At 70.4% G+C, this 26612-nt stretch carries 22 protein-coding genes; 13 read left to right on the top strand and 9 right to left on the bottom strand.

Annotated elements, in window-relative coordinates; all coding sequences use genetic code 11:
- The first annotated feature begins 3 nt into the window (after positions 1-3).
- Both AB0M83_RS11495 and AB0M83_RS11500 read left to right on the top strand, forming a co-directional pair.
- Positions 4-228, top strand: coding sequence for a hypothetical protein (locus AB0M83_RS11495; protein ID WP_364515881.1), 225 nt, complete (start codon positions 4-6; stop codon positions 226-228).
- A 62-nt stretch (positions 229-290) separates the two neighbouring features.
- Positions 291-764, top strand: a complete 474-nt coding sequence (locus AB0M83_RS11500) for a hypothetical protein (protein ID WP_364515883.1) — start codon at positions 291-293, stop codon at positions 762-764.
- Between the two features lie 75 nt (positions 765-839).
- On the opposite strand, the gene AB0M83_RS11505 is transcribed toward AB0M83_RS11500, so the two are convergent.
- Positions 840-1544 (bottom strand): SAVMC3_10250 family protein, encoded by a 705-nt coding sequence (locus AB0M83_RS11505; RefSeq protein ID WP_364515885.1) that lies wholly within the window; start codon positions 1542-1544, stop codon positions 840-842.
- A gap of 184 nt (positions 1545-1728) precedes the next feature.
- On the opposite strand from AB0M83_RS11505, the gene AB0M83_RS11510 reads away from it, so the two are divergent.
- The 3 genes from AB0M83_RS11510 to AB0M83_RS11520 all read left to right on the top strand — a co-directional run bounded on the left by AB0M83_RS11510 (position 1729) and on the right by AB0M83_RS11520 (position 4056).
- Positions 1729-2307, top strand: coding sequence for a hypothetical protein (locus AB0M83_RS11510; protein WP_364515887.1), 579 nt, complete (start codon positions 1729-1731; stop codon positions 2305-2307).
- Positions 2308-2527: 220 nt separating this feature from the next.
- The gene (locus AB0M83_RS11515; RefSeq protein WP_364515889.1) at positions 2528-3028 is read left to right on the top strand and encodes a SigE family RNA polymerase sigma factor; all 501 of its coding nucleotides are present in this window, start codon (positions 2528-2530) and stop codon (positions 3026-3028) included.
- Positions 3028-4056, top strand: coding sequence for a hypothetical protein (locus AB0M83_RS11520; protein WP_364515891.1), 1029 nt, complete (start codon positions 3028-3030; stop codon positions 4054-4056). The genes AB0M83_RS11515 and AB0M83_RS11520 overlap by 1 nt, the downstream gene beginning before the upstream one ends.
- A 77-nt stretch (positions 4057-4133) precedes the next feature.
- On the opposite strand, the gene AB0M83_RS11525 is transcribed toward AB0M83_RS11520, so the two are convergent.
- Both AB0M83_RS11525 and AB0M83_RS11530 read right to left on the bottom strand, forming a co-directional pair.
- Positions 4134-7229, bottom strand: a complete 3096-nt coding sequence (locus tag AB0M83_RS11525; RefSeq protein ID WP_364515893.1) for a DUF4132 domain-containing protein — start codon at positions 7227-7229, stop codon at positions 4134-4136.
- A 101-nt stretch (positions 7230-7330) separates the two neighbouring features.
- Positions 7331-9481 (bottom strand): PQQ-binding-like beta-propeller repeat protein, encoded by a 2151-nt coding sequence (locus tag AB0M83_RS11530; RefSeq protein WP_364515895.1) that lies wholly within the window; start codon positions 9479-9481, stop codon positions 7331-7333.
- 373 nt (positions 9482-9854) lie between these two features.
- Between AB0M83_RS11530 and pqqC the strand changes: the two genes are divergently transcribed.
- From pqqC to AB0M83_RS11550, 4 genes are read left to right on the top strand one after another with little or no spacing between them, the layout of a single operon-like run.
- A complete protein-coding gene (gene pqqC, locus AB0M83_RS11535) occupies positions 9855-10544 on the top strand; it encodes a pyrroloquinoline-quinone synthase PqqC (RefSeq protein WP_364515896.1) in 690 nt (229 codons plus the stop codon).
- Positions 10541-11926, top strand: coding sequence for a pyrroloquinoline quinone biosynthesis protein PqqE (pqqE, locus tag AB0M83_RS11540; protein WP_364515898.1), 1386 nt, complete (start codon positions 10541-10543; stop codon positions 11924-11926). The genes pqqC and pqqE overlap by 4 nt, the downstream gene beginning before the upstream one ends.
- Positions 11923-12774 carry an MBL fold metallo-hydrolase gene (locus AB0M83_RS11545; RefSeq protein WP_364515900.1) on the top strand — a complete coding sequence of 284 codons (852 nt, stop codon included), beginning with the start codon at positions 11923-11925 and terminating at the stop codon, positions 12772-12774. The genes pqqE and AB0M83_RS11545 overlap by 4 nt, the downstream gene beginning before the upstream one ends.
- A gap of 59 nt (positions 12775-12833) precedes the next feature.
- Complete coding sequence (locus AB0M83_RS11550; protein WP_364515902.1) at positions 12834-13805, top strand: ThuA domain-containing protein; 972 nt, start codon at positions 12834-12836, stop codon at positions 13803-13805.
- 59 nt (positions 13806-13864) lie between these two features.
- Here AB0M83_RS11550 and AB0M83_RS11555 read toward each other — a convergent pair whose 3' ends face one another.
- Genes AB0M83_RS11555 through AB0M83_RS11580 form a run of 6 tightly spaced genes read right to left on the bottom strand, consistent with a single transcriptional unit; the run spans position 13865 to position 21786 of the window.
- Positions 13865-14590: an ABC transporter ATP-binding protein gene (locus tag AB0M83_RS11555; protein WP_364515904.1), complete on the bottom strand. Its 726-nt coding sequence runs from the start codon at positions 14588-14590 to the stop codon at positions 13865-13867.
- Positions 14587-16416: a branched-chain amino acid ABC transporter ATP-binding protein/permease gene (locus tag AB0M83_RS11560; protein ID WP_364515906.1), complete on the bottom strand. Its 1830-nt coding sequence runs from the start codon at positions 16414-16416 to the stop codon at positions 14587-14589. The genes AB0M83_RS11555 and AB0M83_RS11560 overlap by 4 nt, the downstream gene beginning before the upstream one ends.
- On the bottom strand, positions 16413-17282 hold the full coding sequence (locus AB0M83_RS11565; RefSeq protein ID WP_364515908.1) for a branched-chain amino acid ABC transporter permease: 870 nt from the start codon (positions 17280-17282) through the stop codon (positions 16413-16415). Before AB0M83_RS11565 ends, AB0M83_RS11560 begins: the two co-directional genes overlap by 4 nt.
- A gap of 55 nt (positions 17283-17337) precedes the next feature.
- Positions 17338-18495 (bottom strand): ABC transporter substrate-binding protein, encoded by a 1158-nt coding sequence (locus AB0M83_RS11570; RefSeq protein WP_364515910.1) that lies wholly within the window; start codon positions 18493-18495, stop codon positions 17338-17340.
- Between the two features lie 31 nt (positions 18496-18526).
- Positions 18527-20272, bottom strand: a complete 1746-nt coding sequence (locus AB0M83_RS11575) for a thiamine pyrophosphate-binding protein (protein WP_364515912.1) — start codon at positions 20270-20272, stop codon at positions 18527-18529.
- 35 nt (positions 20273-20307) lie between these two features.
- On the bottom strand, positions 20308-21786 hold the full coding sequence (locus AB0M83_RS11580; RefSeq protein ID WP_364515914.1) for an aldehyde dehydrogenase family protein: 1479 nt from the start codon (positions 21784-21786) through the stop codon (positions 20308-20310).
- 204 nt (positions 21787-21990) lie between these two features.
- Between AB0M83_RS11580 and AB0M83_RS11585 the strand changes: the two genes are divergently transcribed.
- The 4 genes from AB0M83_RS11585 to AB0M83_RS11600 are packed head-to-tail and all read left to right on the top strand — an operon-like array spanning position 21991 to position 26571.
- Entirely contained in the window at positions 21991-22797 is an 807-nt protein-coding gene (locus tag AB0M83_RS11585) for an IclR family transcriptional regulator (protein WP_364515916.1), read from the top strand.
- 36 nt (positions 22798-22833) lie between these two features.
- Positions 22834-24063, top strand: coding sequence for a CoA transferase (locus AB0M83_RS11590; protein WP_364515918.1), 1230 nt, complete (start codon positions 22834-22836; stop codon positions 24061-24063).
- Between the two features lies 1 nt (position 24064).
- Complete coding sequence (locus tag AB0M83_RS11595; protein WP_364515920.1) at positions 24065-24862, top strand: citryl-CoA lyase; 798 nt, start codon at positions 24065-24067, stop codon at positions 24860-24862.
- Complete coding sequence (locus AB0M83_RS11600; protein WP_364515922.1) at positions 24859-26571, top strand: FAD-dependent oxidoreductase; 1713 nt, start codon at positions 24859-24861, stop codon at positions 26569-26571. Before AB0M83_RS11595 ends, AB0M83_RS11600 begins: the two co-directional genes overlap by 4 nt.
- Positions 26572-26612 lie beyond the last annotated feature (41 nt).

Raw genomic sequence — 26612 nt, forward strand, 5'->3', positions numbered from 1 at the left:
GCCGTGCTCCGCGATCTGCTCGGCGGCGGCCCGGCGAGCCGGCTGGCGCGCGCCACGGCACGGCTCGCGGCGGGTTTTCCCGAACCCCCCGGCGGCCCGCCGTCCGACCGGGCGATCCGCGCCTACGGCACCGCGTTGCGGCTGGCGTTGCGAGTGAACACCGAGCAGGCCGAGCAGCTCTTCCTGCGCTACGACCACCGGATCTCCCGGCGGAGCGCTACCCGCTGACCGCGGCCCACGAACACCGGCTCACCGGTTCGGATCGCCCCGCGGCGACGGTCGTGTTCGAGGTGGCGACGAGGCTGGGGCTGCCCGGAGCCCAGCGCCGCGGGCGGGACCGGCTGGCCGAACTCCTCGAGGATGCCGCGTCGATCGTGCGTGCCTTCGACCGGTGGCGGGCGCTGGGCGTGCTCGACCGCGACGTCCTGACGCGAGTCCTGCGCGGCCACACGGCCCGGGAGTTCGAGGTCCGGCGGTTCCCGGGCACGGCGCGGCCGCCGTCCGGCTGGATCCGGACCGCGGACCGCGCGCTGTGGGACTGCGGATCGAGGCAGCCACTGGAAGCGAAGGACGGGCCGCTGACGACGTCACCGACGCCGTCACCGACGCCGTTGCGAGAGAAGGCCGCGCCGACGAACACGGCACAACGCGGTGATCGCTGGTCCGGCGCCTTCCGTCGGACGCCCGGGCGTTCCTGTCCCAGCGGGTCCGGCAGGCCTACGACAGCCTGGCTCAACCGTCACGACTGGCCACCGAGCTGGTGATCACCCCCGACGCAGTGGCGGCGCTCGGCCGAGGCAGGTCGCCGCCGACCAGTTGGAGAGCGTTGACGTGTCGGGTCACGGCCGTCCTACAAATTCTACGTACAGGGGGCTGGCCACAAGAATGCGATGGACCGCTTTCGGATCAGCGGACGGCGTTGATACATTCGCGGTCACCCGGGCGTACCCCGCCATCCATGCGGCTAAGTCGTTGGGAATTTCCCCCTCCAGCCTGTCGAGCAACTTCGCGACTTGCCAGCCGTCGACTTCGCGACCAGGTCGTCCCTCAAGCGTCTGCACGAGATCAATGAAGCCATAAGCGGTCGACAGTCCCAGCGACAGCTGACCTCTGCTGGGTGGTCCGGCAGCTGCGTCCCTTTCAAGGTGCTCTGCGGCGCCGTGCAGCAGAAGACGAGTTGAGCTGTTGCGCTCGTCGGGAACAGCCCAGAAGAGCAAAGCCGATACTGAATCGACGCCTCGCCGGCGTACCTTGATGTCCATGATTCGGTAGTTCACGCGGGCCTCGAAATGCACCCAGTCGCCGGGCTCCAGTGTGTCTTCCTCGAACCACCGCGCGCTCCGCGAGGACTCGTCGATGTGTCGAAGCACGCGAGCAAGATCAGGATATCGTCGACTGGTGTCCTCGGAAAGTGCCAGCTTGCCACCTATGCCCAGCGGTGCCTTGGCTTCCACCTCCCGAAATCGGCGGAGGAATCCGAGTTTCGACTTATCGGTCTGAAATGAACGAAGTTTGCGTTCCGATAAGTAGATCAACTCGCGCATGACGTCATTCTCCCACGAAGCCGCGGTCAGCAGCGTCCGGTGCCGACCGGCGGGCAAGAGGCGGTCAGGTGATCAACGCGTCGCCTGCGGTGCGGTGATCGTGGCGCAGGCTGGGCCGCCACGGGTGTTCGCACGAGCAAATAGCTCGGTGTCGTTTCGGCGGGTCCAGGCTTAGCTTCGGGCAATGGCGAACGAACTGACCATTCCGCTCCTGCCCTGTCCTTCCATCGACGAGATCGCGGCGTTCTACGAGATGCTCGGCTTCGAGATCACCTACCGGCAGACGCGGCCGAACCCACACGTCGCGGTGCGACGGGAAGACATCAACCTGCACTTCTTCGGCATGGACGGCTACGACCCGGCGCAGTCGTACAGCACGTGCCTGGTCATCGTGGCGGACACCGGCGAGCTGTTCGAGGCCTTCGCGGCCGGGATGCGTTCCGTGCACGGAAAACTGCTCGTCTCCGGCATCCCGCGCATGACCCGGCCGCGGCTGCGCAACGACCGGTACACCGGGTTCACCGTCGTCGATCCGGGTGGCAACTGGATCCGGATCCACAAGGCCGGCAAGGAACCCGAAGCGCGGACCAAGCTCGCCAAAGCCCTGGAGAACGCCGCGAGGCAGGCGGACGCGCGCGGCGACGAACGCCAGGGGCTGAAGATCCTGGAAGGCGCGTTGAAGCGGGCGACCGGCGACGAACCGGAGTTTCAAGCGGTGCAGGAGTACCGCGACGAGCTCATCGAACGGATCAAGGGGTCCTGAGCCGCGTTCGGCGAGCTGGATGAACCTCCGCGCAGCGCGGTGGGTCAGGTCCTGGATCGACGGCGGCCTGCTCACCCGGCCGACCTGAAGCATTGCCTGACCGTTCCACCTCGAAGGGCCCGCCGGAGCACCCTCCGGCGGGCCCTTCGACGTGCGCGGGTTCTCAAGAAAGTTCTGCGTGGAGGTACACGGATCGAGCGCCGGAGCAGTCTTCCTGGTGATGGCTGACTACGAGGACTTCGTCCGGGCGCACCTGCCGCGGCTGCTGCGCTACGCGACGATGCTGACCGGGGAGCGGGAACAGGCCGCTGACCTGGTGCAGGACGTGCTGGTCAAGGCGTACCGACGGTGGTCGCGGATCAGCGACGCCGAGCACCCCGACCGTTACGTCCTGCGGATGGTGACCAACGGCTACCTGTCCTGGCGGCGCAGCCGGTCGGCGCGGCTGATCGCCGTGGGCGACCCGCCGGAGGAGGCGCGGCCGGATGACTTCGCGTCGGACCACGCGGCACGCGAGGACATGTGGCAGCGCCTGGCGCGGTTGCCCCGGCGCCAGCGCGCGGTCGTCGTGCTCAGGTACTACGAGCAGCTCGCCGACGCCGACATCGCCGACCTGCTCGGCTGCGCCCAGGCCACCGTGCGGGCCCACGCCCGCAAAGCCCTGACGACCCTGCGACACGGCCTGAGCATCGACCGGATGGCCCAGGCGAAGGAGAGCTGATGGACATCGAGAACCTGATCAAGGACACCTTCATCGACCACGAGCACGACGCCCCCGACAGCGCCCAGGTGCTGGCGGCCACGCGTCGGCGCCTCGACCGCAAGCGCGCCGCGCTGAGCCGTCCGCTCGCGGCCGGCGCCGGGGTGGTCCTGCTCGTCCTGGCCGCGGTCGCCGTCGTCGCGCTGAACCGGCCCGCGCACGACAACCAGGTGGCCACGGGCACCAGCCGGACCAGCGGTCCGGCGGCCGTCAAGGCGCCGGCCGAGGCGGCCATCGCGGAGCTGACCATGCCCTACTCGCTCGGCTGGTTGCCGCCGGGCAAGGCCGACTACCTCGCGCGCCGGATCAACATCGGTGGCAGCGCGGCGAACCCGGACAAGCCGGTGTACGGCGGCGAGTACATGCTGACCGTCACGGCCGGGCGTCAGGTCCTGCTCGTGGACGTGCAGGAAATGCGGATGATGCCGATCGGGCAGGCCGCCTTCAAGTCCGGTCCGGGCCGGCCCGTCACCATCGGCGGGCGGGCCGGCGTGGAGAGCTCGCACTCCGGCGGCCCGGGCGGCTACGAGGTGTACCTGACCCACCCCGGTGGCGGCTCGCTGTACGTCAACGTGGCCGCGCAGCCGGGCAGCACGGCCTCGGAGCAGCAACTGATCGACGCGGGCCGCCGCGTCGCGGAGAACGTCGCCTTCCCGGGCACTGCCACCGTCACCCCGGCGTTCGGCCTCGGCAAGCTGCCCGACGGCCTGCGGATGTGCGCGTTCGACGTCGAGAAGGGCGGCACGAGCTACTCGGTGGGCACGTGCAGCACCCTGCCGCCGGTCCAGGTGCGTGTCGGCGAGTCCGACCGGGTGAGCGGCGCCGCGGGGGAGCCGGTCCAGGGACACGAGACCCGCTACGTGGACGAGAACGGTTACCGCACGCTCTGGATCCTCAAGGCCGTTCACGACGCGCCGATCGCCGTCGCGGGCCCCAGCGCGCAGGCGGAGCTGTACGCCATCGCCGACCACCTCGTCCTGCCCCGCTGAGGTCCCGTGGGTCCTCTTCGGACACGACCGAAGGGGACCCTCGGTGGGCGGCCCGCTGGACCGGCCCAGGCGACGTACTAGTCGAGAGAACGCAGGGACCGGATCAGCTCCGAGCGGGTGACGAGTGGCAGGTCACTGAAGACGCCCAGCTCGCCCGCGGCGGACTCGAAGGTGATCTCGGTGATCGTCTGCTCGGGCTCCGCTTTCGGGTCCGCGACCGCCGACGTTCCCGGGTCGATGGTCAGTGCCACCCGGCCTTCCGGGCCGAAAGGCCGGAACAGCTGGTGCCGCAGTGCTTTGTGGCCGCTCGGTGCCCACTGCCAGCCTCGCCGGACAAGACCGGACAGCTTCGCGGCCGCGACCGTCCGCTGCCAGTAGCCAGACGGGTCCTCGCCGGCGAACACCTCGCGCCCGGCCTGGACGAACGGCTGCTCACCGCGCTGAGCGAGCCAGGCGGCCCACGGCGTGAAGTCGTCGACCGCCGGGTGGGCGAGCCGGACCCACGTGCCGTCGCCGGTCAGCCCGCCATCCGGGGCTACCAGGTCGCCGAGGGCGTCGACGACCGCGGTCCGGTCGTCGAGTGCCCACACCAACCCGCGGGCGAGCCGGCCCAGCAGCGGATGCGCCAAGATCCGGGACCGGAAGTCGCCGGCGGACCATCGGCGCTGCACGACCATCGCTTCCTCCAGACGCGCGACCTGGTCGGCGATCATCGGCTTTGCTTTACGGCGCAGGCTGTTCCACGCCGATGCCGCCGCCTTCTCCTCGTCGTTCGCCGCCTTGGGCAACGCGCTGAGCCTGGCTCCGGAAGGATCCCGCAGCACGAGTTCGCGTGTGTCGCCGAGGTCGACGGCGTACGACACGGTCCGGTACTCGACCTGACCACCGTCCAGCCCGAGATCCGGCGCCAGCAGGTCGTCGAGCTGTTCGGGCAGCAGCCCGTAGTCCGTGGCGACGCGGTCGAGCGCGGCAGCGGCGTGGCGGCGCAAGGGCCCGGACTTGGCATTGCGCGCCAATGCCGACAGGTGGCCGAGAGCCTGCTCGGTGTTCATCACGGCCAGCACGTCAGCGCCGCGCTTCGCCCGTGGCGCCGCGCCTTCCGACGGCCACGCCCGGATGCGCGGTGCCAGCCGGCCTGCGACGGTGCCGTCACCGAAGTAGCCGAGGGCGTTCATGGCCCACGCGTCCTTCGACGGCCTGTCTTCGGCCTCCCACAGCCGGTACAGCGACCAGACGAAAGCCGAGAGACTCGCCGGGTCACAGTGTCCGGCGATCACTCGCAGGCCCTCGTAGGGCGCCTCGAGCTGGGACATCGCGATCATGCGCAGGAGGGCGGCGGTCGGCTCGGCCGGCAGCGCGTACTCGCCACCGGCCAGCAGGACCTGCGGTAGATGACGAGGGTCCGCCCACTTCGGCACGGCCGGGATCTTCGCGGGCACGAAGTCGAGCGGGTCGCGGCTGAGCAACGTCTCCACGGCCTCGACGCAGCCGAGGTCTTTCGCTGCGGCCCGTACGTCGTCCGCGTCGAGGCGGCTGAGGGCCAGCGCGGCGGTCGTCGCCTGCGCGCGCGCCGCGCCGAGCGCGGCCGGGATGAGCAGTGCGGCGGCGCCGGCGCCGTGGCGGGTGAACCATTCCTGCGCGACCGGGCGGAACTGGCGTGACCGGGTCAGCCAGCCCGCCATCAGCTCGGCGACCTCGACGGCGAGGTAAGGCATCAGCAGTGGGGCACCGACAACCGGCTTCTTGCGGGCCAGCCGCAAGAATGGCTCCAGCGCGGCAAGTTCGTACTTGGCGACCACCACTTGCGGCTTCTCGAGGTAGAACGAGGCCGATTCGGCCTGCCACCGAGCGAGCAGCGGACGGACGATGTCGTCCGGCGCCCTGATGTAGAACTCCGGCGGAGCAACACCTTTCTCGGCGAGCGGGAGATGCACGCGCATTTCCTCGGACCGGAACGCTCGCCAGTCGTACGCCCAGCGTTCCTGTTCACCGTCCTGCCAGACGATTCGAGGCTCGACCGCGACCGGGGCAACCGTGACGCGGGCCGGCGGTTCACGATCCCACGGCGGCGACGCGAGCAGCTTCGGGACGGCTTCGGGCGGCGCCTCCGGACGGCGGGTGAACAGCCTGGCCTCAGGGACTTCCGGGTGCCTGCGCACTTGACGTAGCAGCAACACGTCGATGAAGTCACCGTCCCGATGCGCGCCGAGCAGCCGCGCCGCGCGTCCAGGGAACCTGTCGGCCGCGGCACGCACCCCACCCGGCACCGCCGGAAGGTCCATGCGGTGCAGCAGTCCGCCGAACGCCGCGTCCGTCGGGATACGCGTCAGCACCTCGAGGACGTCGCGCCGGACGTCCGGCGCCCAGCGTGACCGGTCCAGCTGACGGAGCAGCAGTGGCACGACGTCCTCGCCGGCCGCGTCGAAGGCCGTGACGAACTGTTCCAGCGAGCTCATGTGCCATCGGGACAACTGCTCGGCCGTCGCCATGCTGTAGAAGAGCAATTCCGGTGATCCCCAGTAGCCACCGGGGAGATCGTCGAGATCCGCGGCCGCCCACTCCGGCCGGGTGGGGACGAGGTAGGACGTGACGATGCGCTGGCGCAGCAGTCCGCCGCGGAGCGCGGCCAACCGGGCGACCGCGTCGTCGTACACGTCCTGCTGCGCGACGGCCAGCATCGACCGCAGCTGCCTGGCGGCGCCTGTCCACACGGGGTACCCGGCGTCCGTTGCGTCGCTGTGGCGCAGCAGCGGCATGACGTCGCTCGCGCTGACACGATCGGCGGTGTAGTAAGCGCAGCTCGCCACGAACGCGGCAGTGGCATGGGCGAGCCCGCGGACGGCGACGAGATCGTCGATCGGCGCCATCGAGGCGCTGTGTGCGATGGCGCCGCGGCTCGGGTTCGGTGCGAGCGCGAGCCGAACGCCATCGGCCTCGACGCTCGGCTCGGCGGAGAGCGCCAACGCGCGAAGCGCGGGATCGGTCTGCGCGTGGTGAAGAACTCCCTGCCGCTTACCGTCCAGGTCCACGCCACGAGCGGCATGCCATGCGGTGAGCTCCGCGAGGCTTTCGTGCTTGACGTCGAGTGGTTCGAGCGCGGCCATCCCGCCACGGCGGGGATGCAGGGCATAACGCCACGTGTCGGGGATGTCGATCCGGTCCTCACCAGGCATGACGCCATCATCCACGAGCGGTCCGGATCCCGGCGCGGGACCTACGACAACGCGACGCGGACAGCTCGGTGACCGTCCCGCGTCGCGCTGCCGCAGCTGGTTCAGGTGACGACGATCTTGCCCGTGTTCTGGGGGAAGATCGGGTCGTTGTAGAAGAACTCACCCTTCTTCGTGAAGGTGTGCTTGAACGACTGACCGGGCATCAAGGTGCCGCTGTCGAACTCGTACTCGAAGAACGAGACGGCGCCGTGGGCGAACGCGTTGCCCTGCGGGTTCACGAACGTGATCTCCGTACCCACCGGGACCGTCAGGTTCTGCGGCGACATCGCCGTCTGGGCCACCGTGTTCTCGACCGCACCGGGAGCGCCGGCGGCGGAGTCCCAAACGCGACCGAGCGTCACCGTGTACTTGGCGGCGGCCGCCGTCACCGCCGCGGCGCGGATCTGGTTGCGCTTCGACGGAGGAGTCGGTGCGGGCGCCGGGGCGACCTTGCCGCCGAGCTTGAACGCCCACAAGTGGTCGCCCTTGGGGATGTCGGGGTAGGGGAGGCCGTTGCCGCCGGCGAAGACCGCCAGGTACTGCTCGCCGTCGATCTCGTAGCTGATCGGGCTGGTGTGGACGCCGGCGCCGCATTGGAAGCGCCACAGCTCGCGGCCGTCGACGTCGTTCATCGCGAGGAGGTTGCCGTCCGGGCCGCCCTGGAACATCACGCCGCCGTCGGTGGTCAGGATGCCGTTGCCGTGGGCCAGGGACCACTCGCTGTCCTTGCTCCACACCAGCTTGTTGGTGCGCGGGTCGACGGCGGCGATCCCGCCGGCGAAGTACTCGCCGTACGGCCGGGCGGTGTTGACGCGGCCGCCGGTCGTGTTGGAGTAGGCGGAGTTGATGAGGCCGTAGCCGACGTACACCCAGCCGGTGTTGGGGTTGAACGAGACGTGGGACCAGTCGGCGCCGCCGCCGGCGCCGGGGAAGATGATCGTCGCGCGGTCCCAGTGCGTCGCGAACAGGCCGCCGGTGGGGTAGAAGGGCACCGGGCGGGTGGAGTTGTCCAGCCGCGGCTCCTGCGGGACGAACGGGTCCCCTTCGGGGAAGGGCTGGGTCGGCGACGTCTTGTGCCGCGGGTCCTGGGGGACCGGGCGTTCGGTCACGCCCTGGATCGGCTTTCCGTCGGTGCGGTCGAGGATGTAGTACATCCCGACCTTGCTGCCGTAGACGACGACCTTGCGCAGCTTGCCGTCGATGCGCAGGTCGATCAGCACCGGCGCCATGACGTTGTCGTAGTCCCAGATGTCGTGGTGCACGGACTGGAAGTGCCAGCGCCGCTTCCCGGTTTTCGCGTCGATCGCGACGATCGTGTTGGCGAAGAGGTTGTCGCCGCCGCGCGTGGAGCCGTTGGTACGGGGGTAGGGGTTGCCGAAGGTCCAGTAGACGAGGCCGAGTTCGGGGTCGACTGCCGGGTGGATCCACGGTACGGCGCCGCCGGTCTTCCAGGATTCGCCTTCCCAGGTGTCGTGGCCGAACTCGCCCGGGCCGGGCACGGCCCAGAAGGTCCAGGCGATCTTGCCGGTGGCGGCGTCGAGGGCGTAGGCCCGGCCGCGGGCGCCGGCGGTGCTGCCCTGCATGCCCACGTAGATGAGCCCGTCGGAGTAGACGACCGCGCCGGCGAGGCTGCCGATGCTGCCGCCGCACTGGCCGTTCGCCGGATCGCAGGGCTCGGGCGTGCCCTGCGACGCGTCTTCGGTCAGCAGCTGGGTCTTCCAGACGACCGCACCGGACTTCTGGTCGAGTGCGTAGAGGATGTTGGCGCCCGAGGTGGAGAACACCTTGCCCTGCCCCAGCGCCACCCCGCGCATGTTGGTGGTTTCGGTGCCGACGTTGGTCTTCCAGCGGACCGCGCCGGTGCGGCCGTCGACGGCGAAGACGTTCTGCTGCGTGGTCTGGACGTAAAGGACGCCGTTCTGGGCGACGATCGTGCTCTGCTGCGCGCGGGAGGTGTCCCCGCCTTCGAGGGTGACGTGCCAGGCGCCGCCGAGCCGGGTGACGTTCTGGCGGGTGATCTGGTGCAGGGGCGTGTGGTTCTGGTTGCCGAGGTCGCCGCCCACCTTCGTGAAGTCCCGGCCCGGTCTGCCGAAGGCGTCGGGCTGGCGCGGGGTGTCCACTGTGGCCGGTGCGGCGGCGGCCGGCCGGGCCGCGAGCACGGTCCCCGCCACGGCGGCTCCCGTCGCACCGGTCAGGAATTTGCGTCGATCCATCGGTTGAGCCCTCTCTTCGTTGAGGAAGCGCGCGCTGCGACAAGATGATCCAGGCGGCAAACGGGTCCATCTAGTGGTACTCTCGGACCGCTCGACGGTTGAGTCTAGGACGGCGCCGTGCGAGTCACAAGGGTGTTCGCCCCTTGTTCCACCCGCCGTCGCCGGGGTACGGTCTCGAAACGCTAGGCGGACCGTTAGGACCGCTCTGCGGACCAGAGATCCGCGACTCGAAGAGGAGTGCCGGTATGCTTTGTGTGGTCGAAACCGTTGCGGCGCAGGGAGACGAGCGAGTCCTCCCGGCGTGGTCGGAGCCCGTGGTCGAGTGCTACGAGACTCGTCCGGAGGTCACCGCGTACGCCGGCGAGAGCGAGCCGTGGCGGGCCCGCTGAGCCGGGCGGAGCTGTCCGACGCCCTGCTCCGCCTCGAGAAGCGCTACTGGGCTCACCACCCGTTCCACCTCCGGCTGCACGAGGGGGGCTGCACCCCGGCGGACCTGCGCCGGTGGGTGGCCAACCGCTGGTACTACCAGAAGTGCCTGCCGCAGAAGAACGCCGCGATCATCGCGGCCTGCCCGCTGCCCGAGGTCCGCCGCGTCTGGGTGGACCGGATCGTCTTCCACGACGGGGCGAACCCGGGCGAAGGTGGCCTGGAACAGTGGCTGGGCCTGGCGGAAGCTGTCGGGCTGAGCAGGGCGGAGGTGCTCGACGAGCGGCACGTGCTGCCCGGCGTGCGGTTCGCCGTCGACGGGTACCTGCACTTCTGCCGCACCAGGCCGTGGATCGAAAGCGTCGCGGCGGCCTGCACCGAGCTGTTCTCGCCAGGGCACATGACCGACCGCGTCAACGCCTGGCGGGAACACTACGACTGGATCCGGCCGGAGGGCTTCGCCTACTTCGACCGCCGGATCCCCGCCGCCCGTGAGGACAGCGCCCTGACGCTGCGGCTGGTGCTCGACCACTGCGTCACCGCGGACCGGCAGGAGGCCGCGATCCGGGCCCTGACCTTCAAGTGCGACGTGCTCTGGGCCGTGCTCGACGCGGTGGACTACGCGGGGGCGTCATGACGGTGACCGCCGGGAGCCGCCTCGGGCTGCGCCGCGGGGTGCGGGGGGAGTTCGACCCCGTCCGCGGCCGTCCGGTGCTGCTGTTCCCCGAAGGGGTGCTGCTGCTCAACGAGACGGCCGCGGCCGTGCTGTCCCGGTGCGACACCCGGCGTTCGGTGGCGGAGATCGTCGACGACCTCGCCACCGAGTACGCCGGCGTTTCGGCCGGCTCCGTGCTGCGGACGCTGGCCGACCTCGACCGCCGCGGCCTGGTGGGCGAGGCGCCGGACGCCCGTCCGGCACCGGTGTTCCCGAGGTCGCCGGAGGGATCCGAGGACCGCCGCTCTCCGGTGCCCCTCGGCCTGCTGGCCGAACTCACCTACCGATGCCCCTTGCAGTGCACGTACTGCGCCAACCCGCTCAACCTCGCCGACTACCGGGACGAGCTGGACACGGCCGCCTGGCTGGACGTGTTCACGCAAGCCCGTGCGCTCGGTGTCCTGCAGCTGCACCTGTCCGGTGGGGAACCCGGGCTGCGCCGCGACCTCGTCGACCTGGTCGCGGCCGCGCACCGGCTCGGCTTGTACACCAACCTGGTCACCAGCGGGATCTCCCTGAACGCACCAAGGATCGCCGGGCTGGCCGACGCCGGTCTCGATCACTTCCAGCTGTCCCTTCAGGACGCCGAGGCCGCACCTGCGGACCAGGTGGCCGGGCGGGCGGCGCACGAGCGCAAGCTCGTCGTCGCCGAGGCGGTCCGGGCCGCCGGGCTGCCGTTGACCATCAACGTCGTGCTGCACCGCGCCAACGTCGGGCACATCCCGGCGATCGCCGAGCTGGCCGACCGCCTGGGTGCGGATCGGCTGGAACTGGCCCACACGCAGTTCTACGGCTGGGCGCTGCGCAACCGTGCCTCCCTCATGCCCACCCGCGAGCAGGTCGACCGGGCGGCGCGGGACGTCGCCGAGGTCCGGGAGCGGTACGGCTTCGAGGTCGTCCACGTCGCCGCCGACTACTACGACCCGCGCCCCAAGCCGTGCAACTACGGCTGGGGTGCCCGGCAGCTGACCGTCACCCCCGACGGCCGCGTGCTGCCTTGCCTGGCCGCGGAGACGCTGCCGGGGCTGGAAGTGCCGTCCGTGCGCACGGACCCGCTCGCGGACATCTGGTACGAATCCCCGGCGTTCCGCAAGTTCCGCGGCACCGCGTGGCTGCCCGAGCCCTGCAGCGGCTGCGCGCTCAAGGAAATCGACTTCGGCGGCTGCCGGTGCCAGGCTTACCAGCTGACCGGCGACGCCACCGTGACCGATCCCGTCTGCGACCTGTCCGAGCACCACGACCTCGTGCTCGCCGGGACCGCGGAACTCGCACCCGAGCCCGCCGTACCCCGGCGGATGCGATGAAGATCCGTTTTCTCGGCACCGCGGCCGGCGGTGGCGCACCGCAGTGGAACTGCGGGTGCCCGGTGTGCGAGCGTGCCCGCGCCGCCGGGGTGTCGCGAACCCAAGACGGCGTGGCCGTCAGCGGGGACGGCACCGCGTGGTACCTCGTCAACGCCTCCCCGGATCTGCGAGCGCAGTTGCTGGCGACCCCGGACCTGCGCCCGGCCACCGGAACACGCCGGACTCCGGTGCAGGGTGTGCTCTTCACCAGCGCCGAACTCGACCACACGCTCGGGCTGCTCGGCCTGCGGGAGGCCACCGGCCTCGACGTCTACGCGACCGCGTGGGTGCACGACGCCGCGTTCCCGCTGCAGGCCGTGCTGTCCGGCTACACGCGGGTGCGGCGGCACGAGATCCGGGACGGTGAGCCGATCGAGCTGGCGGGTGGTCTCGAGGTGACGGCGACGGTGCTCAGCGCCAAGCGACCTCGGTACGCGAGCCGGCTGCCGCCGGGTGACGCGGTGTGCGCCCTCCGGTTCGCCGCCGCCGGAACCTCGTTCGTCTACGCACCCGGCCTCGCCGCCTGGAGTCCCGGGTTCGGGAAAGCGATCGCCGGCGCCGACGTCGTCGCGCTCGACGGCACGTTCTTCACCGAAGACGAGATGGGCCCGGAGCGGCCGGCCTCGGGCATGGGCCACCTCGCCGTGCGCGAGCAGCTTCCGCTGATCGCGAACCACCCGGGACCGCGATTCCTGTTCACCCACCTCAACAACACCAACCCGCTCGTCCTGCCGGACGCACCGGAGCTGGCCGAGGTCACCGCCGCGGGCGCGGCCGTGGCCGCCGACGGCCAGCTGCTCGAGCTGTAACCGGCTCCCCTCCCACGGACCCCGTGGCACCGCCGTGCCCGGAGAAAGGTCGGAACACCATGAAGAAGAGAGCAACGACGTTGGTGACCATGCTCGGGAGCGCGGTGACCGCGGCGCTGACCACGGCCGCCCTGATCGGCATGCCCGCCTCCGCCCACGACGGGAAGAACCAGCAGGGTGCCCAGGCGCTCGGCGATCCCGACTACGGCGTGTGCCGCGGGCTCGACTCGCGCTGCTACCACAACTGGGGCAACTTCGACCTCGGCAAGGGCATCAAGGTCCTGGTGTACTCGCGCACCGCCGGCCCGCGGCACGCGAACCTGGGACCGGCGCTCGGGCCGGGCCTGAACCCGCCGCTGACGGCGGCGAACGTCGCGCAGAACGGGCTCATCGAGCTGGGCAAGAGGAACGGGTTCGCCGTGGACTGGACCGAGGACGTCACCCAGCTCGCCAGCCCGAACACCCTGTTGAAGTACAACGCGGTCATCTTCATGAGCACCACGCGCGACGCTTTGGATGACTCGGCGCAGACGTCGCTGCGCCAGTACATCCGCGGCGGCGGCGGTTTCGTGGGGATCCACAACGCGTTCGGCACCGAGTACAACTGGCCGTGGTACGAGGGCCTGCTGGGCGGGGCGAACTACTACGACCACGGGCCCGCGCAGGCCGGCGTCGTGCAGACGGTCGATCGCAACGACGTGTCGACGAAGGGCTTGCCGAACCGGTGGGCCTTCACCGACGAGTGGTACAACCTCGTCCCGTTCCCCAGCGACGTACGGGTCTTGGCCAAGGTCGACGAGTCGACACTCGCGAAGGGCGTCAAGGGTTCGATGGGCCACCCCGGACACGGCGACAACCATCCCGTGGCGTGGTGCCAGTACTACGACGGCGGCCGGTCGTGGGTGACGACGCTGGGCCACGAGAGCTGGGCGTTCACCAACACGTCCACCTCGGACGGTGCGGCGTACTTCCAGACGCTGATCGCGAACGGCATCAAGTCCGCGGCGGGAGCGGCACCGTTCTGCCGCTGAATCCTGGGAAACGCGAAACCCCCGGCCGGAGTTCCGGCCGGGGGTTTCGCTTGCCGCTGCTACAGCCCGAGGTAGATCTGCCGGACCAGCGGATCATGCGCGAGGTCCGCCGAGCTGCCGGTCATCGCGATCCGCCCGTTTTCCATGACCACGCACGTCTCGGTCGCCTCGAACGTCAGCTTCGCGTTCTGCTCCACCAGCAACAGCCCCAACCCCGACGCGGACAACCGCTGCAGCGTGCCGAGGATCTCCTCGACCAGCTTGGGGGACAGGCCCATCGACGGCTCGTCCAGCAGCACCAGCCGGGGTTCGGACATCAGCGCGCGCCCGATGGCCAGCATCTGCTGCTGACCACCCGAGAGCGCTCCCGCCAGCCGGTGCTGCATCTCGCCCAGCACCGGGAACATCTCGTAGACCTCGGCCAGCTTGTCCCGCGTCGGGCCCTTCCACGAGCGCAGGTACGCGCCGAGCAGCAGGTTCTTCTCCACGGTCAGCCCGGTGAAGACGTGCCGGCCTTCCGGCACGTAGCCGATGCCGTGGCGGACGACGTCCTTCGGCTTGACCTTGGTGAGGTCGCGGTCGCCGAGGCGGAGCGTGCCCACCTTGCGGGGCACCAGGCCCATCAACGCCTTCAACGTCGACGTCTTCCCGGCGCCGTTGGCCCCGATGATGCCGAGGCACCGGCCGGCGCCGACGGTGAACGACACGGAGTTGACCGCCTGGACCCCGCCGTAGTGGACGGCGAGGTCCTCCACGACGAGGTCGCCCTGGGGCGAGGTGTTCACGGCAACGCCTCCGTCTCGACTGCTTCCACGACCTCGGCCGTGCTGAACGAGTCGCCGAGGTAGGCCTCGATGACTTCCGGCTGGACGGCGACCTCCGCCGGGGTGCCTTCGGCGATCACGCGGCCGCTCGCCAGCACCGTGACGCGGTCGCACAGGGACATGACCAGGCCCATGTTGTGCTCGATCAGCACCACCGTGACGCCGCTGTCGCGGATGGACCGCACGATGTCCTGCAGTTGCCCGACCTCCTGGCCGTTGAGACCGGCCGCGGGTTCGTCCAGCAGCAGCAGGCTGGGTTCGGCGGCCATGGCCCGGGCCAGCTCGACGCGGCGCTGGATGCCGTAGGGGAGCGACCGGGGGGCGTCGTCGGCGAAGTCGGTCAGTCCGAAGCGGTCGAGCAGTTCCGCCGCGGCCCGCCGGAGCCGGCGTTCGTGCCGCCAGATGCCGATCGGCCAGACCACGTACTGCCACGCCGAACGCATCGGCGTGCGGTCGAGGGCGACCAGGAGGTTCTCCTCGACCGTCATCTGCCCGAACAGCCGCAGGTTCTGGAACGTCCGCGACATCCCCTGGTGCGAGAGCTGGTACGGCCGGCGCCCGACGAGCGGCCGCCCGTTGAAGCTCGCGGTGCCGCCGGAGGCGGTGTAGATCCCGCTGATCACGTTGAACAACGTCGTCTTGCCGGAGCCGTTGGGGCCGACGATGCCGCGGATCTCGCCCGGCGAGACCGACAGCGTCACGCCGTCCAGGGCGCGCAGTCCCTTGAACTGCTTGCTGATGCCGGAGATCTCGAGAGAGCCTGGCTCGGCTGTCTCCGTGTCCGGCTCGTACGGGCGGAACGCGTTGAGCACCGGCGCTGTCCGGTGCCGGCGGCGCTGCACCGCGGTCCGGATCCGCCGGGGGAGCCCGGCCAGGCCGGTGGGCGCGAACACGACCATCAGCACGACCACGGAGCCGTAACCCAGCTGCGCGTACACCGAGAAGTCGACCAGCGCTTCGCGCACCAGGGAGAGTGCGATCGCGCCGATCACGCAGCCGACGATGCTCTGCCGCCCGCCGATGATGACCATCGCCAGCAGCAGGAACATGTTGGCCACGCTGAAGGACTCGGGCGCGATGTAGTGGATCAGCCCGGCGTAGAGGACCCCGGCCGCGCCGCCGTAGACGCTCGCGGTGAGGAACGCCGTCATCCGCAGCAGCGGCACCGGGGCACCGACCGCGCCCGCGGCCAGCGAGTCGTCGCGCATGGCCCGCAGCCGCCGGCCGAGCGCGGTGCGCACGAGGAACAACGCGAACCCGATGGCGAGCGCGAAGACGATCAGCTCGAAGTAGTAGTACAGGTACTCGTTGGTCAGGTCGATGCCGAACAGCGGGGGCGCAGGGATCCCGTTGAGGCCCGACGCGCCGCCGGCGACCTGGGCGTTGGTGACCCAGTTGGTGAAGGCCAGCGCGAGGCCGAGGGTGACGATGCCGAGGTAGTGCGACTGCACCCGCAGCGCCGGGACGCCGACGAAGAGCCCGGCCAGCGCGGTGGCGAGCATCGCGAGCACGGCCGAGACCCAGAAGCCGAGGCCGGAGTTCGTCGTGAAGATCGCCAAGGCGTAGGAACCGATGCCGAAGAACGCGATCTGGGCGAGGTTGATCTGCCCGGCGACGCCCATGGCCAGGCCGAGGCCGACGGCCAGCAGCGCGAAGACCACGGCGATGTTGACGACGTGGATGCCGTAGGTGTCCAGCCCGTAGGGCAGGAACCAGGCGGCGACGGCGATCGCGGCGGCCGCGATGACTTTCACCGCGGCCGGTTTGGTGCGCAGGAAGGAGCTCATGCCCGGTTCACCGTCCGTTCCCCGAAGAACCCGGTCGGCCGGATCATGATGATGACCGTGAAAGCGAGGAACACGACCAGGTCCGAATAGCCTTGGAACTGGCCGGAGGCGTACGAGTCGAGCAGGCCGATGGCGAGACCGCCGGCGATCGCGCCGCCGATGTTGCCGAAGCCGCCGAGGATGGCCGCGGCGAACCCCTTGATGCCCAAGGTGCCGCCCAGCGTGGGACTGACGTACAGCAGCGGGCCGACCAGCCCACCGGCGAGTGCGGCCAGACCCGCGCCGATCGCGAACGCGATGGCGTTGCTGCGCCCGACGTGGATGCCGACGGCCGTCGCGGCCTCGTGGTCCATGGCCACCGCCTGCATGGCGGCGCCGCGCTTGGTGCGCTGCAGGAACAGCAACAGCAGCACGGTCGCGACGGCGGCGATGCCGAGCACCACGAGGTTGTAGGTGCGGACGCGCACGCCGAACAGGTCCAGCGGTCCGGTCTCGACCGGCGTGGGGACCGCGTGCCCGGTCGCGCCCCAGATGATGGTGGCGAGTGCTTCGAGCACCACGCCGAAGCCGATCGTGCCGATCAGCATCAGGTCGAAGTCCTTGTTCTCCAACGGCCGGAGAACGCGCTCCATGACCAGCGCGATCAGCCCGGTGACCACCATGGCGACGACGATGGCGAGGATGAACGGGAGGCGTGAGGACATGTAGAAGGTCGAGGCCGCGTAGGCCCCGACCATGACCACCTGGCCGTGGGCGAAGTTCACCAGGCCCATGGTGCGGTAGACGATCGAGAAGCCCATCGCGACGAGGGCGTAGACGGCACCGAAGCTGAGCCCGCCGACGAGGGTCTGGAGCAGAACTTGCATGGGGGTCCTTTCACCGGAGGAGCCGCGCGGGACCGCGCGGCTCCTCGGGGCGAATTCAGCTGGCGGGAGCCGCGATGAGCTTGCCGCCGGTGATGACACCGATCGACGTGGCGTGGATGCCGACCCCGGTCTGGTCGAACGTGAAGCCGCCCAGCAGGCCGGGGTACTTCGTGCCGCGGATGGCGTCGGCCAGCTGCTGGCCGGTGGCGCCGTTCGACGTCTTCAGCGCGGTGAGGAAGATGCTGGTGCCGTCGTAGGCCTTGGCGCCGTGCAGCTCCGCGTCCTCGTTGAACGCCGCCTTGTACGCCTGGGCGAACTGCCGGGCCGCGTCGCTGGTCTCGTTGCTCAGGTACGGGCTGCTGACGACGGTGCCTTCGGCGTTGCTCGCGCCGGCCGTGTTGAGGTACACGGTCGTGCCCATCGGGGCGGCGCCGGCGATGGTCGCGGTGATGCCGAGCTCGCGCGCCTGCTTGACGATCAGCCCCGCCTCGACCTCCTCGGTGCCCACGAACAGCACCTGCGGGTTCTTCTGCCGGATCGAAGTCAGCGCGGCGCTGAAGTCCTTCTGGTCGGTGGTGACGACCTGGTCGTCGACCGGCGTGACCCCGCGCCCGGCCAGTGCCTTGCCGAACGCGTCGTGTTCGCCCTTGCCGTAGGAGCCGTTGTTGGTGATGAACGCGATGGTCTTCTGGCCCTTCTGATCCACCAGGTACTTCGCGAGCGTCTCGTCATACGTCGTGCTGGTCGGCCCGTTGAGGAACTGGAACGGGCTCTTGACCGCGATGATCGACGGCGACTGCCCGGAGGTGATGCTCGGGATCTTCGCCTGCTGCAGCACCGGCGCCATCGCCACGGTGACCGCGCTTTCGGCGGTGCCGATCATCGCGGTGTAGCCCTCGCTGGAGATCTTGCGCGCCAGGTTGGTGCCGACGGTCGGGTCGCCGGCGTCGTCGAAGACGTCGAGCTGGATCTTGCGGCCGTTGACCCCGCCCTTGGCGTTCCACTGGTCCACGGCCAGTTTCGCGCCCTTGTACTCCCACGCGCCCAGCGAACTGAGCTGTCCGCTTTGGGCGTTGACCACGGCGATCTTGATCGGTCCGCTGCTGTCCGATGTGGACGGCGACGAGCCGCCGGGTGCGCTGCAGGCGGCGGCCGCTCCCGCGGCCAGCAGGGTCAGCGAGGCGAGCAGCCGTCTGGTTCCGGGTCGGTTCATGGGGACACTCCGTTGTGTGCGGTGGCGGGGATCATTCGAAGACGCCTTGGTAGATGTCGTTGATGTTCCAGTGCCCGGGGGTCGGGACCGGTTCGTTGACCATGGGGACGTCGAGCACGGCGGGGCGCCGGTTTTCGATCGCCTCGCGCAGTGCGGCGGCGAGGTCCTCGGGGCGTTCGACGGTGTAGCCGTCGGCGCCGCAGGACCGCCCGAAGGCCGCGAAGTCGGGGGAGAAGGGGTTGCCGTCCTGGTCGCGGAACTCGCAGCCGAAGCTCCGGCCGAAGTTGTGGGCCTGCAGGTCCGCGATGGTGCCGTGCGCCTTGTTGTTCATCACGACGAACAGCACCGGCAGCCCCTGTTCGACGGCCAAGGGCACGGCGGGCAGCTGGGCGCTCATCCCGCCGTCGCCGACGAGCGCGACGACGACGCGGTCCGGCTGGGCCAGCTGCACGCCGACCGCGGCCGCCGGGCCGAAGCCCATCGTGGACGCGCCGCCCGGGGTGATGAACCGGCCCTCTTCGGGGAGTTCGTAGCACTGGGCGACGCCGTTCTTGTTCCACCCGACGTCGGTGACCAGCACCGCGTCCGGGGGCAGCGTCGTGCGCAGGTCTTCCAGGATCCGTTCCGGACGCAGCGGGAAGTCGGTGCTGCGACCGCGTTCCTGGCTCGCCGAGAAGAGGTCCGCGCGGACGGCGCCGATCTGCTCGCGGACGTCGGGCCGCTCGACGGGTTCGGGTTTCAGGTCCTTGACGGCGGCGGTGATCGCCGGCACCGCGTGGTTCACGTCGGCGACCGCGCCGATCTCGACGGGGTAGTTGCGGCCGATCTCCGCCGGGTCGAGGTCGATCTGGATCAGCCGGCCCGGGGGGAAGGCCCAGGTGTACTCGTCGTTCCACGAGCTGGCGTCGGTCTCGGCGAACCGGGTCGCGAGCGCGAGGACGACGTCGGCCTTGCGGGTGTACTCGTTGGTCAGCTCGAGGCCCCAGAACCCGGTCATGCCCATGACGAGCGGGTGGCGGTCGGGCAGGGTCCCCTTGGCCATCAGGGAGTGGGCCACCGGGATGTCGAGGTACTCGACGAGCTCGCGCAGCGCGGCCCGTCCCTCCGGCGAACGGAGGCCGCCGCCGACGTACACGAGCGGACGTTCGGCCCCGGCCAGCGCCTGCGCGATCCGGCGGGCGTCGCCGTCGGACAGCGCGGGCTTCGCGGTGTGCGCGACCAGCGGGTACTCGACCAGCGGGACTTCGCGCGAGAAGTGGTCCATCGGGACGTTGAGCAGGACGGCGCCCGGACGGCCCGAGGTCGCCGTCCAGAACGCGCGCTCGGTGAACCGGGCGAGGTCCTCGGCGCGGTGCACGTGCCAGGCCCGCTTGACGAAGGGGCGGTAGATGGCCGTCTGGTCGGCGTCGGCGTGCAGGTTGACTTCCTGGTGCGGGTGCCGGCCGTGGTAGTACGACGGGATGTCCCCGGAGATCGTGATCAGCGGCACCGAGTCGAACGCCGCGGTGGCCACGCCGGTGACCGCGTTCATCATCCCGGGGCCGACGTGCACCAGCAGGACGCCGGGCTTGCCGGTGGCACGGGCGTAGCCGTCCGCGGCGTGAGCCGCGGCCTGCTCGTGGCGCGCCATCACGAACTTGATGCGGCTGCGCCCCAGCGCGTCCAGGAACGCGATGTTGGTGTGCCCGCACAGGCCGAAGACGTATTCGACGCCGTAGGACTCCAGCTGGCGCACGAGCGCGTCGGCGGCGGTGATGGTCGGGGCGGGGTGGCTCATCGGGCGGGAACTCCTCGGTCGCTCGGCGGGTTCGGTCACTGCTCGCCCCAGATGGACAGGTTGCGCAGCACGAGGGTCTTGACGACGGTGTAGTCGTCGATCATGGGAGCGGGGGACTCACGGCCGAAGCCGGAGTCCTTGACGCCGCCGAAGGGCACGTGGTCCAGGCGGAAGTTCGACGAGCCGTTGACGATGAGCCCGCCGACCTGCAGTTCTCGCCACGCCGTGAAGATCGTGCCGATGTCCTGGGTGAAGATCCCGGCCTGCAGCCCGAACCGGCTCGCGTTGCAGGAGGCGATGACGGTGTCGAGGTCGTCGAAGGGCAGCACGGCGACCAGGGCGCCGAAGACCTCCTCGACGACGACGGTGGCGTCCGGTGCGGGGTCGGCGACGATCGTGGGCAGCAGCGTCGCCCCGTCGCGCTTGCCGCCCAGCAGTACCCGCGCGCCGGTGGCCGCCGCCTCGGACGTCCACTTTTCGACGCGGGCCGCCGCCTCTTCGTCGACCATCGAGCCGACATCCGTGGCTTCGTCCAGAGGATCGCCGACCCGCAGCCCCTCGACCTCGGTGCGGAACGCGGTGAGGAAGTCCTCGAACCGGCTGCGGTGCACGTAGACGCGCTGGACGGAGATGCAGCTCTGGCCGGAGTTGCTGTAGCCGGTGCGAGCGCAGGTCTTGGCGGCGAGGGCGAGGTCGGCGTCCGAGCAGATCAGCGTCGCGGCGTTGCCACCGAGTTCGAGCACGAGCCGTTTCGCCCCGGCCGCGCGGGCGACCGCGTTGCCGGTTTCGGCGCTGCCGGTGAAGCTGATGACGGCGACTTCACGGGCCGCGCACAGGGCGGCGCCGACGTCACCGCCGCCGTGCAGCAGCTGCACCGCCTCCGGTGGCATGCCCGCTTCCAGCAGCAGCGCCACCACGGCCGCGGTCGTGGCCGGCGCCTGCGGCGGAGCCTTGACCAGCGTGGTGTTTCCCGCCGCGAACGAGGCGCCGAGCTTGTGGGCCAGCAGGTTCGCCGGGGCGTTGAACGGGGTGATCGCCAAGGCCACCCCGGCCGGCGCGCGGTAAGTCAGCGCCGTGTTGCCCACGCCGCGTGCCCAGCCGGCGACCGGCAGGTTCTCGCCGCCGATGTGGCGGGTTTCCGCGGCGCAGACGGCGAAGGTGTCGGCGACGCGGTCGAGCTCGCCCCGCCCGTCCTTGAGCGGCTTCCCGAGCTCGAGGGCGATCAGCCGGGCGATGTCGTCCCGGTGGTCTTCGGCCAGCCGCGACGCGCGTTCGAGGATCGCCGCGCGGGTCGCCGGGGCCAGGCGCGCGACGACGGGCGCGGAGCCGGCGGCGTACCGGACCGCACGGGCGACCTGGGTGTCGTCCGCGGTGAAGGATGTAGAGACGACTTTTCGCTGGTAGGGGCCTATGCGCTCAGCTACTGCCCCGTCCCGGGACCACTGTCCGGCCACGAACGCGGCGGCCTCGACCGGGGTATCGGATTTCGCGGCTTCGAGGATCTGCTCCAGCACCGCCACACTCCCTTGTGAACCATCAAACGGCACATCTGGACCGCTCTGCGGACTCCGTGTAACGTACGGTCAGTCGCCTGCCGGTGGCAAGAGCGGGATTCGAAGTAGTTATCAAGTGGTTCGCCGGCCGGGACGGCAGCGGAGTCCTGACCCGAGGACGATGTCGGCAACAGGACCCGTGACGGGACGAAGGGGTGAGCGGTCGTGAAAGCTGCTGGTGCGGGCGGTGCCGAGGAGAAAGAAGGATCGGCCGGCGAGGGTGGTGAGTCCCAGGGGGTGCGCAGCGTCCAGCGTGCGCTCGACATCCTCGGGTTGCTGACCGACGAGCGGCCCGCCGTGACGATTTCCGACATCGTGAAGGCGACCGGCCTCGCGAAGACGACGGCGATCCGGCTGGCGCAGACGCTGGAACTGAACGGGCTGTTGTGGGCGACCAGCAAGGGCTACATGGCCGGGCCCGGGCTGTGGCGGTGGGCGCACCTCGCGCGGCAGACCTGGGAGCTGCCGGCGGAGATGAAACAGCTGATGCGGGAACTGGGCGACCGGCAACGCGAGACGGTGAACCTGTACGTCCTGCGCGACATGTACCGGGTTTGCGTGGCCCAGCAGGAAAGCACCCAGCCGCTTCGGCACGTCGTGCGCGTCGGCGACGAACTCCCGTTGTGGGGCGGTGCTTCGTCGAAAGTCTTGCTCCGCGAGGCTTCTCCTGCTTTGCTGAAGAGGATCGCGCGCAGTTCCCCCTACGGCGCGGACTATGCGGACAGTATCCACAAAGGACTGACCGAAGCGGCCGAGCAGGGGTTCGCGGTGAGTCACGGCGAACGCGAGGCGGGCCTGTCCGCGGTGGCGGTGCCGGTGCTCGGCAAGAACGGCTCCATCGCCGCGGCGTTGTCGTTGAGCGGCCCCACCGTCCGATTCTCCGAGGACCGGATCGCCGAGTTCGTCGCCGACCTCACCGAGTCCGCTTCGCGGATGAGCGAGCGCGGCTTCGACTACCCGTTCGCCGGCTGACGCGGCTGGGCTCGTCTTCTGGGACAAGGAGAGGGAATGACGAAAAGACCGCTTCGCGGTATCCGGGTGCTCGACCTGACCAACGTCCTCGCCGGACCGTACTGCAGTTACCAGCTCATGCTGTTCGGTGCCGAAGTGGTCAAGGTCGAGCTGCCGGGCTCGGGGGACCTCGCCCGGAACCTGGGACCGGACGCGGCTCTGAACCGCGCGGGGATCGGCTCGTCGTTCCTCGCGCAGAACGCCGGCAAGAAGTCGATCGAGCTCGACCTCAAGGACGCCGGTCAGGTCGAGCTGTTCGAGGACCTGGTTCGCGGGGCCGACGTCGTTCTCGAGAACTACCGGGCCGGCGTGCTCGATCGGCTCGGCTTGGGCTGGCCGAGGTTGCGTGCGCTCAACCCCGGGCTGGTGTACTGCGCCATTTCGGGCTTCGGCCAAAGTGGACCGTTGAGCCAGGCACCGGCTTACGACCAGATCATCCAGGGTCTGTCGGGCATGATGAGCGTGACCGGAACGCCCGAAACCGCTCCGCTCCGGGTGGGGTTCCCCGTCTCGGACACCGTCGGCGGGCTCATGGCCGCGCTCGCCATTTCGGCGGCGCTGGTCGGCCGGGACCGCACCGGCGAGGGGTCGTTCGTCGACCTGTCGATGCTCGAAGCCTCGATCTCGGCGATGGGCTGGGCGGTGTCGAACTACGTCATCAGCGGCATTCCGCCGGCCCCGATGGGGCGGGACAACGCGACCGCGGCGCCTTCGGGCACGTTCTTCGCCGCGGACGGGCCGCTGAACATCGCGGCGAACCGGCAGGAGCAGTTCGTCACCCTGTGCCGGCTGGTCGGCCGGCCCGACCTGGTCACGGATTCCCGGTTCGCCGACCGGGAAGACCGCAAGACGCACCGGACCGACCTCGACGCCGAGCTGAACCGGGCCTTGGCCGCGCGGCCCGCCCTCGAGTGGGAGCGGCTGCTGTCCGAGGCGGGCGTTCCGGCGGCCAGGATCCTCACCGTGCCGCAGGCTCTCGAGTCCGAACAGCTCGCGCACCGCGGATTCTTCACGGAACTGCCGTTTCCCGGTCAGTCCGAGCGGACCCTGCGCGCCAGCGGTAACGGCGTCCTGCTCGACGGCGAGCCGCTGCGCCCGGGAACGCGACCTCCGCTGCTCGGGGAACACAACGCCGAAGCGGCCGAGCTCGCCCGCAGGTGGAACGCCGGCACACCGATTCCCCGGCCGGCACCGGAACCGGCGTTCACGCCCGCGGACAAGGACTGACATGGACAGCGAAGCAAGTGTCGCCGACTGGTGGGCCACCTCGATCTGCCGGATGGCGCCCGGTGTGGTCGAGCTGCGCGGAGTGCCGGTGCAGGATTTGATCGGTTCCCACGGTTTCGTCGCCACGATCTGGCTGATGGTGCGCGGAACGAGTCCCCGGCCCCGGGAAGCCGCGCTGCTCGAGGCCGCGATGGTCGCGTCGGTCGACCACGGTCCGCAGGCGCCGTCGATCGCGATCGCCCGGATGACCGCGACCTGCGGGGTCGGCCTGAACAACGCGATGGCGTCCGGGGTGAACGCGCTGGGCGACTCGCACGGCGGCGCCGGTCAGCAGTGCGTCGAACTGCTGTCGGCGATCGTCGAGCGCGAAGCCGCCGGTGACCCGCTGGAGGCCGCCACCGAGGCGGTCGTGGCGGACTTCCGGAAGCGCAGCCGCTACCTGCCCGGCTTCGGCCACCGCTTCCACCCGCGCGATCCGCGCCGGGACCCGTTGCTGGCCCTGGTGGACGGAGCCGTCGCGGACGGGACCGTCGAGGGGAAACATCTCCGGGCCGCACTGGCGGTCGAAGCGCTGCTGAACGAAGGGCGGGCCAAGCCGATCCCGATGAACATCGACGGCGCCACTGCGGTCATCTACGCCGAACTGGGCTTCCCGCCGCCGCTCGCCCGCGGGCTGTTCGTGCTCAGCCGCAGCGTCGGAATCCTCGCCCACGCCTGGGAAGAGACGACGCAGGGCCGCCGCAACAAGGGACCGATGCCGACGTCGATCCTGCCGACGGTGCTCGCGGCCGGATCGTGACCCCCGCGGAGTTCGAGGTCGACCTGCTCGTCCTCGGTTCGGGTGCGGCGGGCCTGAGTGCCGCCGTGGTCGCGGCCGCCGAAGGCCGGTCCGTGCTGGTGCTGGAAAAGACGGAGTGGCTCGGCGGGACGAGCGCCTACTCGGCGGGCACCGCCTGGATTCCCGGGCACCGGTACCAGGCCGACCCGGCCGCCGACACGGAGGAGGCCCGCCGGTACCTCGACGCGCTCGTCGGCGACCGCGCGCCGCGCGAACTGCGGGAGGCCTACCTGCGGCACGGGCCGGAGGTGATCGACCACCTCGAGCGGACCGGGATCGGCTTCTGGCATTCGGCGAGCGTGGTCGACTACCACCCGGAGCTGCCCGGCGCCGGGATCGGCCGGGCGCTCGAGCCGCGCACCTTCGACGCCCGGCGCCTGGACCGCGCCCACTTCGAGCGGGTTCGCTGGCCGGTGCGGGAGTTCGCCTTGTTCGGCGGGACCCTCATGCTCCGCAGACGCGAAGCTGATCAGCTCGTGAAGGTGTTCGACGGTTCCGTCCGCGGGATGTCCGTGGCTCTCCGGCTCGGCGTTCGCTGGGCACGGGACCGGCTTCGGCGCCGTCGTGGCACCCGCCTGACGATGGGCAACGCCCTCGTCGCCGCCCTCTACGACCTGCTCGTCCGCCGAGGTGGCGAGGTCTGGTTCACCGCCTGCACGACGGAACTGCTGAGCGACGACTCCCGCGGCGTGACCGGTGCCGTCGTGTCCCACCGCGGACGGACCGTACGTGTCCGTGCCCGCCGCGGTGTCGTCCTGGCCGGCGGCGGTTTCCCGGCGAGCCCGGAACTGCGCGCCGAGTACTTGCCTTCGCCGGTGCCGCAGTTCACCCCGGCGGCCGGTGGCGCCACCGGTGACACCCTCGCGCTGGCTCGGTCGGTCGGCGCCGTGCTGGCCCCGCCTGGCGACGACAACGCGCTGTGGTTCCCGAGTTCGATCGGCCGCCGGCCGGACGGCTCCACGGCGGTGTTCCCGCACATCTGGGACCGCGCCAAGCCGGGCATCGTGGCCGTGAACGCGGCGGGCCGGAGGTTCGTGGACGAGTCGGCGTCGTACCACCGCTTCACCCGGGCGATGTACGCCGCGCCGGACGCGATCCCGGCGTGGCTGGTCCTCGATGCGCGCACGCTGAAGCGGTACGGCTTGGGGATGGTCCGCCCGCACGCGCGGTCGGCGGTTCTCCGCCGATACATCGACGAAAAGTATCTCTACTGTGGACGGACGGTCGAGGAGCTGGCGCGGACGATCGGCGTCGACCCGGCGGGTCTGAGGGAGACAGTGGCGGCGGCGAACGTCGCGGCCCGCGTGGGTCGCGACGAGGAGTTCGCGAAGGGGGAGAGCCCGTACGGCCGTCAGTACGGCGATCCGGCACACCGTCCCAACGCGAACCTCGGTCCCATCGAGAAGGCGCCGTTCTACGCGATCGCCGTGGTGCCGACGCCGTTGGCGACCGCCCTGGGACTGCGCACCAGCCCCGACGCCGAAGTCCTGGATTCCGAGGGCGAGCCGATTGGCGGGCTCTACGCCTGCGGCAACGACGCGGCATCGATGACCGCGGCCGAGTACCCCGGCGCCGGGTGCCAGATCGGGGCCGGATTGGTCTTCGGCTACTTGGCGGCGCAGCACGCCGTCTCGTTCCACGCCCACGACTTGCCGGCACAGCCGGAGTAAGGTCGCGGGCGTGAAAGACGGTTGTCCAGTGCTTTCGCCCT

Source organism: Amycolatopsis sp. NPDC051106 (genome assembly GCF_040682775.1).
In the GTDB taxonomy this organism is placed as follows: Bacteria; Actinomycetota; Actinomycetes; order Mycobacteriales; family Pseudonocardiaceae; genus Amycolatopsis.